Genomic DNA, 8,985 nt, shown 5'->3' with positions numbered 1-8,985 from the left:
AGGGCTCAGATGAGCGAGAGCTCCCGCAGCTTGGCCTCGACGTCGATGTCGGCGGGCTCGACGTGATGCGTCGCGTCGGGGTACACCACGACCGGGATGTTCGTGCGTCCGGAGATCTCCCGCGCGATGTCGGCGGCCGCGGGCTCGGCCTCGAGGTCGATGTACTCGTAAGCGACGCCGAGGTTGTCGAGCTGGGCCTTCGTGCGGCGGCAGTCGCGGCACCAGTCGGCGCCGAACATCGTAAGGTTGGCGGGTTTGTCGGTCATGGCACCAGCCTACGGCCGCGCCCTGTGCGCGGCCTCGTACGGTCAGGGGTCGGCGTGCTGTCCGACGACCTGTCGGGCCCGCGTGGCGGCAGCGGCGCGCGAGCGCCGCGGGGCGTAGACGACGAGTGCGTGGAACACGAAGCGCACGATGAAGGCCGCCACCAGCGTGAGCGCGGCGGCGAACACGGCGGAGAGATGGGTGCCCTCCACCAGCAGCCACATCACCGGGATGCGGATCAGCGCCTCGGCGTTGTTGAAGGTGAACGACTTCAGGAACCGATGGCGCATCAGCCCGGACTCCGACCGCATGTCGGCGAAGACGAGGTACTCCAGAAGCAGGAAGTTGCCGATGATCGTCACTTCGCTCGCGATCACGGCGGCCACGACGTATTCGACGCCGAGCCGCATGAGGCCCCACATGATCACGAGGTTCGCGACGGCGCCGAACCCGCCGACGAGGGCGAAGGCCGACATGCGGCCGAACCGCAGCATCGTCAGTTGCGTGAGAAAGCGGATGCCCTGCGTGAACGACGCCTTCGACGCACCGGCGTGACGCGGCGCGAAGTTGAACGGCACCTCCGCGATGCGCAGCTGCCGGCGGGCGAGCACTTCGAGCAGGATCTTGAAGCCGCGCGGATGCAGCGCCCTGATGTCGATGGCGTCGCGGTTGAGCAGGAAGAACCCCGTCATCGGGTCGGAGCATCCCGCGAGCTTGCGGGGGAACATCGCCTTGGTCAGCAGGTTCGAGGCGCGCGAGACCGTCGTGCGCGTGGCATCCGCCAAGCCCTTCGAGGTGCCGCCCGCGGCATAGCGCGATGCCACCACGACGTCGACGTCGCCGACTGCGGCCCGGTCGAGCAGTGAGGGGATGGTCTCGGGCGGATGCTGCAGATCGCCGTCCATGACCAGGCACCAGGGTGATCGGGCGGCGGCGAACCCCTCGAGCACCGCACCGCCCAGGCCGTCCGTCGCCGTGTCCCGATGCAGCAGGCGCACGGGGAAGGACGTTGTCGCGGCGGCAGCTTGCACGACCGCGGGGGTGTCGTCGGTGGAGTCGTCGACGAACAGCACCTCGAAGTCCCGGCCGGTCATGACCTCACCGATGCGGCCGAGCAGTTCGACGACGTTCGGACCTTCGTTATAGGTCGGGACGATGATCGTCAGATCCATCGGTCGTCCTGTCGTCTGGCGGGTGGGTCTTTCAGGGTAGCCCGTCACCCCACGAGGCGTCTGAGATCATCCACCGTCATGCCGTAGTTGATCCGAATGCAGGGAAGAGCGAGCTTGTCGGTGCCGGCCCTGACGTAGCCGTGCTCGATGGTGCGGGCCATCTCGAACCCCGCGAGGCGCAGGCCCTCCTTGGCAGTGTCGTTGTAGTGGCCGAAGGGGTACGCCACGACCTCCGCGGCACCGAGGATCTGAGCGGATGCCGCCATATCGGCCGCGATCTGCTCCGGCGACCAGTTGACGATGCGTCCCTGACCGTCGGCACCGGCCTCGTGCATGTCGTGCGTGTGGGAGCGCTGCAGTACATAGGGGTTCGGAGCCGGCTCGGAGCGGAACTTCGTGATGACGAAAGACGTGGCCAGGAGCCCCCTGGCCTCGACGACGGGAGCGGCCAGCTCGAGCCAGGTGTGGTGGGCGTCGTCGTCGGTGATGATGACGGACCGTTCAGGCAGGAACAGGGCGCCGTCGATGAAGGCGCTCAGCTCGTCCCACGTGGGCAGGTAGAAGCCGCCCTTGGCGAGGTAGTCCATGTGCGCTTCGAAGTCGCCGATGTAGGCATAGTTCAGGCGCAGCCAGTCGTCCTCGCCCTCCGGGTTCGTCGTGAACTGGTGGTACATCAGGATCGGGATCGCCGCGTCCTCGGCGGCGACGCGCTCGTGGGTCATCCACGAGCCGTACAGGGTCTGCTGCCGGTCGGCGCAGGTCGCGAGCAGCGCACCGTTGACGCGTGCGGCGGTCGTGTAGGCCGCGGCATCCGTCGCCGTCGGGTACCAGCCGGCGAACACCGCGTCGTCGCGCCGGGGGATCGGCAGGGCGCCGTACAGCGCTCCCTGGGAGACGAGGACCGGGTCAACCTCGACGCCGTCGATGGAGAAGGTGAGGGCACAGGCGTTCGCGTCATCGGTGCCGGCCAGCAGCTGTTCGGCAGGCGTGAGGGGCGGTGGCGCCGGGGTCGGCGCGGCGGTCGGGGTCTCTGCGGCCGGCTTCGCCGGGCCGTTGGCGTCGGCCGTCCGGGGCAGGGTGAGAGCGATGGCGACGACGGTGACGACGGCGATGACGGATGCCGCGACCAGCAGCAAGGGCCAGAGGCGCCGCCGCGACCGTCGCGCCCGCCTCGCGCCGCGTGCCGCACTGCCCGATCCCGACATCGTCGTCCTCGCCGCGCGTCACCGGCGACGCACTCGCGTTGATCCTATGGGTTCGGGCGGCGCTGCCCGGACGGGCGGCGGAGCGACCGGGGCCTAGTTCCTCCGGCCCCCGCGGGCGTCGAAGGCGGCGCCGAGCGAGATGCCGATGGCGACGCCGACCGCGAGCCACAGGGCGAGGTTGTCGGCCGCGATGCCGACCGCCGCGCCCACCGCGAGGCCCAGGGCCACGCCGATGCCGATGCCGGTTCCCTTGGCTGCGCCTCCGGTCGATTCGGGGTTCGTTTCGTTGTCCATGGGTACCAACGTACGGAGGGTGCAGGATCACAGCATCCGCCTGATGGGGGAGGTTTTCGATCTCCCTCGCGCGGGGGAGCGCGTGCTGTGCCGTGCACCGGCCTCGCGCGCCCACCCCGGCGGCCGTCAGTGGTGGCGCGACTGATCTACGGAACTCGCCGATCAACGATCGGTCCCTTGACATGCAAGTCGACACTTGCATATCTTGACCGAATGACCGACGTCTACCGGGCGCTCGCGGATGCGACTCGCCGACAGATCCTCGATCTGTTGGTCGGTCGGGACGGTGTCACGCTGTTCGAGATCTGCAGCCGGCTCGCCGAGTCGGGCACGGGCTCGTCGCGACAGGCCATATCTCAACACCTGGGAGTGCTGGAGGAGTGCGGCCTGATCAGCACCGAACGGGAGGGACGCACGAAACTCCACTGGCTGAACACCGCGCCGTTGCGGGAAATCACCCGGCGATGGCCAATCGACACAAGGGGGACGGACTGATGAAAGCACGACTGCACGTCATGAGCGTTTTCGTGGATGACCAGGAGAAGGCGCTCGCGTTCTATACCGATGTGCTGGGTTTCGTCACGAAGAATGACATTCCGCTGGGCGAGTATCGGTGGCTCACGGTGGTTGACGCCGACCATCCTGATGGCGTCGAGTTGCTGCTGGAGCCCGATGAGAACCCGGCCGCGAAAACGTATGTGGAGGCGCTCGCCGAGCAGGGCATTCCCTCGGCGTCCTTCGCGGTCGACGATGTGGATGCCGCCTACGCCGAACTCACCGCGCGCGGGGTGCGGTTCGTCCAGCCGCCGACGCCCGGGGGGCCGGTGCGCACCGCGGTGCTCGATGACACGTGTGGCAATCTGATCCAGCTCGTCAGCCCTGCATGACCGCGTCGGAGGGGTCGCTGCCGACGGGTTGCGCTGCGAATGCGTTCTCCTCGCGCGTCATCCGCGGGATGCGGAACAGGTCCCCGACCACCCACACGAGAATCGCGATGTGAGGCAGCAGCGAGAGCAGGATCACCGCGTCGTCTGCGAATGTGGTGGTCCCGCCGGGCGCTGCCCCATCGGAGATGACGTGGGCGATGATCTGTCCGATGAAGATGGTGAGGAAGCCGCCCAGCAAGAGAAGCCCCAGGGTGAGGCCACTGCGGTACCGGCGGAGGTAGAACCGGTGCAGGCCCACCGCGCCGCCCAGGAGGGCGAGCACGTATGCGACCCACACGTGCCTAGGTCCGCGCGCGACGCGTACGGGCAGCACGATGTAGTCGGGGCGCAAGCCAGCGGGCTCTGTGTTCGTCATGTGGGGTTCCTGTCTGTCGGGAGGGCAGGTGGCTCGGTGAGGTCGGCGCGGAGTGTCCATGCCGGCCACCAGCCGTCATGGAGCTCTCGGAGCGCAGCGGTGATGTGCTCGAGTTCGTCCGGGGTGAGGTTGCGGTCGGGTTCGCCGTTGCTCGAGTGACGTTCGCCTTCGAGGGTGCACAGTTGCGTGTGTTGCCATCGCCGGTGCCCGACAGGGAACACCTCCCGGAGTCCGCCGGCCGCAATAGCCAGCAAGACGTCTTCAAGGTGATCGGCGGCCGTCTCGGCCGACTCGTCGCACGCGTCGCACGAACACTGCGGAGCCACAGCGCGGAACAGGGCACCGCCTTGAATACGCACCGACTCCACCGTCGCCGTGATCGCCACGGTTGCTCCGGTGGAAGGCCGCAGCACCAGTTGCGTCTCCTGATCTACGGTCTTCCGGTCGACGTCTACGAGGTACCAGGTCTGCAGATGCCCGATCAAGGCATCCAGGTCCAGCAGCAACGGCGCGAACCGGCCTAGGTGGGAGAGCCGCGAGTACGCCTCCTCCGGGGGCCCACCGTTCCCCCACCGGGTTCCGTACCTGATGACCTGTCCGTCGGCATCCCGGTAGTCCTCTTCAGGGAAGGGCGGACGTGTGAAGGGGACGGGTGGGACCTGCAGAACCGGTTGCGAGCCGCTTGCCGTGAGCGCGTTCGTCTCCTGAACGTCTTGGTCTGCTTGAGGCCACGAGGACAGCTCCTCCGTGAACGCGTCCAGCTGTTCGGGCTGCTCCACCATGATCCGCACCAACCCCGCCACCGGGATGGATCGGGTTGACGTTCCCACCTCGAGCTCGGGCGTCACGCGCCATGTCGCCGCCGGATGCACCACTGAGATCACGTTCCCCACGAAACGCGCCGCCGACTCTGCCAGCTCTGGTGACTCCAACACGGCAGGGTGGTCGGCGAGAAACCCCCAAAGCGCCGAAAGGTCGGCTGCGAATACTGCAGGATCCGAGCCCTCTTCCTGCATGTAGGACGCGAACTGCTCGAACCCTTCCACGAACCGGACCGGAGCCGGAGCCGGAGGTTCGGAGCGGGGCCAGACCAGCGTGGCTGTAGACGAGGTCGGCTCAGGCAGTGCCCGCACCGGTGCGGGAAAGATGCTCTCTGCCACTTACGCGACCGCCTTCTTGCGAACGCTTGGAGGGCACAGGCCCGTGCCTCGTGATGAGCATTCCATAAGACGCACATCACGTGTCCAAACAATGGCGTCGGCATTGTCGGACGATGCGGCTCCGATGATGGCGATACTGGCGTGAGGAGCCCTGAAGCCCTCGGGCGCCGTCAGTGACCCGTGTGGGCTCGGGCGAGTTCCGAAGTGGGCAGCTCGCAGAGGATCGCTCCCACGGGTCGGCGGCCCCGCTCGGCTCGCTGATGGGTTTCGATGATCTCGAAACCGACCGCCTCGAGAGCCGCGTGCAGATGGTGGGTCGGCCACCGATAGGCGCGGACCACAGCATGATCGAAGGCCTCGACGCTACCGCCATGGAAGTAGCCGAGTAGGAGTGTGCCGCCGGGGCGAAGGGTCCGGGCGAACTCCGCGAGCGGCGTCGTGATCTGTGACGGTTCGTGGTGGATGGTGGAGAACCAGGACAGGATGCCGTCGAGGGCGCTGTCCGGCTCGTCAATTGCGTCGATGCTTCCGAGGTCAAAGCGCGCCGCGGGGTAGGTGGCTCGGGCATGGTCGATGAACTCCGGGACGAGATCTATGCCGTGCACGTCCACGCCGAGGCTTGCGAGATGGTTCGTCCAGTGTCCCGGGCCGCACCCCGCGTCCAGAACGCGACCGGCTGCCGACTCTGCCCACGCTTCTACGAGATGACGGTCGCTGGGGTGCACCGCACTCATCGAACCGACGACGTCCGCATACTCCGAAGCGCGAGCCGAGTACTCGGTGATTACGTCCGTCACATAGCGAGGCTACCGAGGGCCGCAGGGAGTGGAAGTGTCGCTGACCAGGGAAAAGCGAAACCCCCGCCATGTAGAAGCTAGGCGAGGGTTTCTAGGGTGACTGTAATGATCACCCGTGTGGCTCCGACGGGCGTCGATCCCGTGACCTCACGATTTTCAGTCGTGCGCTCTACCAACTGAGCTACAGAGCCGCGCGGCTGTGATGCTCGCCGCGTCCGACGCGAAGGGCCCTCTCGAAAAAGGGCCCGTCGCTGTGGAGCGACCCTGACGGGACTTGAACCCGCGACCTCCGCCGTGACAGGGCGGCACGCTAACCAACTGCGCTACAGGGCCATGCATATTCAATTGTAGGTGTGACCCCAACGGGATTCGAACCCGTGCTACCGCCGTGAAAGGGCGGCGTCCTAGGCCGCTAAACGATGGGGCCGAGTGAACCCTGTGGGACGAACCCGGTGCTCACGCTTACCGACGCTCAAGCATATGCACTGGTTGGCCAAAACGCCAATCGAGGGCGCGCCGTACTCGTCGGAGGGCTGTTGAGACGGCACGATGGGCGCGAGGATGTGCGCGACGACCGGGCGGCGATGCCTGAGAAAACCGTTGCGGATGTGACTGATGTTGCTACTGTGAAGACGTCTTCGACTCCCCCCGATCTGGCGAAGAGATGAGGTGCCGCGTGCGGTTCACGCGCATCGACGACCCCGAAGAGTGCGGTTGCGCGCCGACTCCTGCGGAGCAGCGCGCCTTCGCGGGCGGCGTCACCCGGCGTGGCGCGCTCACCGTCGGCGCGTTCGGTCTCGTGGCTGCGGGCGCTCTCGCCGCTCCGTTCGCGCCGGTCGCGTTCGCCATAGCCGGATACCCCTCGTGGGACGACGTGCAGCGGGCCAAGGCGAACGAGGCGTCCAAGAACGCCGAGGTCGCCCGCATCGAGCAGCTCATCAACGACCTGACCACCGACGTCGCCAACAAGCAGGCAGAAGCAGAGCGTCTGGGGTTCGAGTACCAGGCCGCGCAGGAGGCGTACGAGGCAGCGGTCGACCGCGCCGAATCGCTGCAGGCTCAGGCCGACGCCGAAGAGGCCCGCGCGCTCGAGGCCGCGCAGAAGGCCGGACGGGTCGCATCCCAGCTCTACCGCAACGGGGGCGACGACACCTCGCTGGAGCTGTTCTTCTCGGGTTCCGCCGCGACCGCCGACGATCTGCTGGCGCGACTCGGCACGATGGACAAGCTCCTCGCCGCCAACCAGGCCGTCTACACCGACGCGGTCAGCGCCCGCGACAACGCGCAGAGCCTGAGCGACCAGGCATCCGTCGCCCGTGACGCCCGCGATGAGCTGAAGCGTGAAGCCGAGGCCAAGATGGTCGAGGCTCAGGCAGCGGCCGAGGCGGCCCAGGCGGCCCTCGCCGCTCAGACCGAGCACCTCGGCACGCTGCAGGCGCAGCTCGCCGCGCTCAAGGACACCACCGCGCAGACCGTGGCGGGCTACCAGGCCGGCGTCGAAGCCGAGCGTCGTGCTCGCGAGGAGCGCGAGCGCAAGGCCAGGGAAGAGGCCGCGCGCCGCGCCCAGGAAGAAGCCGACCGCATCGCCCGTGAGAACGCGGCCCGGCCTCCGGCCAGCGGCGGCGGTGGTGGCGGCGGCGGTGGCGGTGGTGGTGGCGGCTCCGGCGGCGGCGGCGGTTCTGGCGGCGGCCAGGGCTGGGTGCGCCCGCACGGCGGCTGGATCAGCTCGTGGTTCGGCAACCGCGGCACCATCTGCTCCAACGGATACTGCAGCGGCAGCGGCCACCGTGGCATCGACTTCGCCAACGGCTGCGGAGCGTACATCTACGCCGCGGCCGCCGGAACCGTCGTCTTCGCCGCCGAGAGTGGCACGTGGGGCAACTACGTCAAGATCGACCACGGCGGCGGCATCGTCACCGGCTACGCGCACATCCGGCCCGGTGGCTACGCCGTCGGCTGGGGTCAGCGCGTCTCGGCCGGCCAGGTCATCGCCTACGCGGGCAACACCGGCGCGTCAAACGGATGCCACCTGCACTTCGAGGTGTACCGCAACGGCACGCGCATCGATCCCGCTCCGTACCTGCGCGACCACGGCGTCTCGGTCTAGCAACGACGAAGGGCGGATGCCGCAGCACCCGCCCTTCGTGAAGACTGCCGTCGTCAGACGGTCTTGGGAGCTTCGCCCTCACCCTGGGTGCGGGTCTGCTCGTCGTGGTCGCGGAAGCGGTCGAAAGCCTCGCTGACCAGGCGCTCGGCCTCGGCGGCATCCGCCCATTCGTCGACCTTGACCCACTTGCCGGGCTCGAGGTCCTTGTAGTGCTCGAAGAAGTGGTTGATCTCGCCCTTGGTCCACTCGTCGAGGTCGGACACGTCCTGCACGTGGTCCCAGCGGGGGTCCTTGGCGATCACGGCGACGACCTTGTCGTCACCGCCGGCCTCGTCGCTCATCTTGAGCACGCCGACGGGACGCACGCGCGCCATGACGCCGGGGAACAGGTCGCGGTCGAGCAGCACCAGCACGTCGAGCGGGTCGCCGTCCTCGCCGAGCGTGTTCTCGAAGAACCCGTAGTTGGCCGGGTAGCCCATCGGCGTGAACAGCACGCGGTCGAGGTACACGCGGCCGGTGCCGTGGTCGACCTCGTACTTCACGCGGCTGCCGCGGGGGATCTCGATGACGGCGTCGTACGCGCCCATACTGGTGCTCCTTCAGACGTGGGTGGGATGCGGCGACCAGCCTAGTCGGGCGGCGTTCGCACCATAACTCCGGTGGACCGGGGTGTTCGGCGGCTGC

Annotated in this window: 11 protein-coding genes and 3 tRNA genes; 3 read left to right on the top strand and 11 right to left on the bottom strand. The window is 67.9% G+C overall.

Features of this window, described 5'->3' with window-relative positions; all coding sequences use genetic code 11:
* Positions 1 to 5: 5 nt before the first annotated feature.
* The 4 genes from NQ160_RS13355 to NQ160_RS13340 form a co-directional block, all read right to left on the bottom strand.
* Complete coding sequence (locus tag NQ160_RS13355) at positions 6 to 266, bottom strand: glutaredoxin family protein (RefSeq protein WP_257515708.1); 261 nt, start codon at positions 264 to 266, stop codon at positions 6 to 8.
* Between the two features lie 42 nt (positions 267 to 308).
* Entirely contained in the window at positions 309 to 1,436 is a 1,128-nt protein-coding gene (locus NQ160_RS13350; RefSeq protein ID WP_257515707.1) for a glycosyltransferase, read from the bottom strand.
* A gap of 44 nt (positions 1,437 to 1,480) precedes the next feature.
* Positions 1,481 to 2,572 carry a polysaccharide deacetylase family protein gene (locus tag NQ160_RS13345; protein WP_257515706.1) on the bottom strand — a complete coding sequence of 364 codons (1,092 nt, stop codon included), beginning with the start codon at positions 2,570 to 2,572 and terminating at the stop codon, positions 1,481 to 1,483.
* 162 nt (positions 2,573 to 2,734) lie between these two features.
* Positions 2,735 to 2,935: a hypothetical protein gene (locus NQ160_RS13340; protein WP_257515705.1), complete on the bottom strand. Its 201-nt coding sequence runs from the start codon at positions 2,933 to 2,935 to the stop codon at positions 2,735 to 2,737.
* A 213-nt stretch (positions 2,936 to 3,148) separates the two neighbouring features.
* Between NQ160_RS13340 and NQ160_RS13335 the strand changes: the two genes are divergently transcribed.
* Complete coding sequence (locus NQ160_RS13335) at positions 3,149 to 3,430, top strand: ArsR/SmtB family transcription factor (RefSeq protein ID WP_257515704.1); 282 nt, start codon at positions 3,149 to 3,151, stop codon at positions 3,428 to 3,430.
* Positions 3,431 to 3,450: 20 nt separating this feature from the next.
* Positions 3,451 to 3,822 carry a VOC family protein gene (locus NQ160_RS13330; protein ID WP_257515703.1) on the top strand — a complete coding sequence of 124 codons (372 nt, stop codon included), beginning with the start codon at positions 3,451 to 3,453 and terminating at the stop codon, positions 3,820 to 3,822.
* On the opposite strand, the gene NQ160_RS13325 is transcribed toward NQ160_RS13330, so the two are convergent.
* The 6 genes from NQ160_RS13325 to NQ160_RS13300 form a co-directional block, all read right to left on the bottom strand.
* Positions 3,809 to 4,237, bottom strand: coding sequence for a TM2 domain-containing protein (locus NQ160_RS13325; protein WP_257515702.1), 429 nt, complete (start codon positions 4,235 to 4,237; stop codon positions 3,809 to 3,811). The genes NQ160_RS13330 and NQ160_RS13325 overlap by 14 nt on opposite strands.
* Positions 4,234 to 5,283 carry a DUF6226 family protein gene (locus NQ160_RS13320; RefSeq protein WP_257515701.1) on the bottom strand — a complete coding sequence of 350 codons (1,050 nt, stop codon included), beginning with the start codon at positions 5,281 to 5,283 and terminating at the stop codon, positions 4,234 to 4,236. Before NQ160_RS13320 ends, NQ160_RS13325 begins: the two co-directional genes overlap by 4 nt.
* Positions 5,284 to 5,567: 284 nt before the next feature.
* On the bottom strand, positions 5,568 to 6,194 hold the full coding sequence (locus NQ160_RS13315; RefSeq protein ID WP_257515700.1) for a class I SAM-dependent methyltransferase: 627 nt from the start codon (positions 6,192 to 6,194) through the stop codon (positions 5,568 to 5,570).
* A gap of 118 nt (positions 6,195 to 6,312) precedes the next feature.
* Positions 6,313 to 6,385 (bottom strand) — tRNA-Phe (locus NQ160_RS13310).
* Between the two features lie 68 nt (positions 6,386 to 6,453).
* A tRNA-Asp gene (locus NQ160_RS13305) sits at positions 6,454 to 6,527 on the bottom strand.
* 21 nt (positions 6,528 to 6,548) lie between these two features.
* Positions 6,549 to 6,621: transfer RNA gene (locus NQ160_RS13300), tRNA-Glu, on the bottom strand.
* 249 nt (positions 6,622 to 6,870) lie between these two features.
* Between NQ160_RS13300 and NQ160_RS13295 the strand changes: the two genes are divergently transcribed.
* On the top strand, positions 6,871 to 8,301 hold the full coding sequence (locus NQ160_RS13295) for a peptidoglycan DD-metalloendopeptidase family protein (RefSeq protein WP_257515699.1): 1,431 nt from the start codon (positions 6,871 to 6,873) through the stop codon (positions 8,299 to 8,301).
* 53 nt (positions 8,302 to 8,354) lie between these two features.
* Here NQ160_RS13295 and ppa read toward each other — a convergent pair whose 3' ends face one another.
* Positions 8,355 to 8,888, bottom strand: coding sequence for an inorganic diphosphatase (gene ppa / locus NQ160_RS13290; RefSeq protein ID WP_257495379.1), 534 nt, complete (start codon positions 8,886 to 8,888; stop codon positions 8,355 to 8,357).
* Positions 8,889 to 8,985: the final 97 nt, after the last annotated feature.

The sequence above is a fragment of the Microbacterium sp. zg.Y909 genome, from assembly GCF_024626565.1.
The sequence above is the reverse complement of the archived record's forward strand: the minus strand, read 5'-3'. Positions and strand labels throughout refer to the sequence as shown.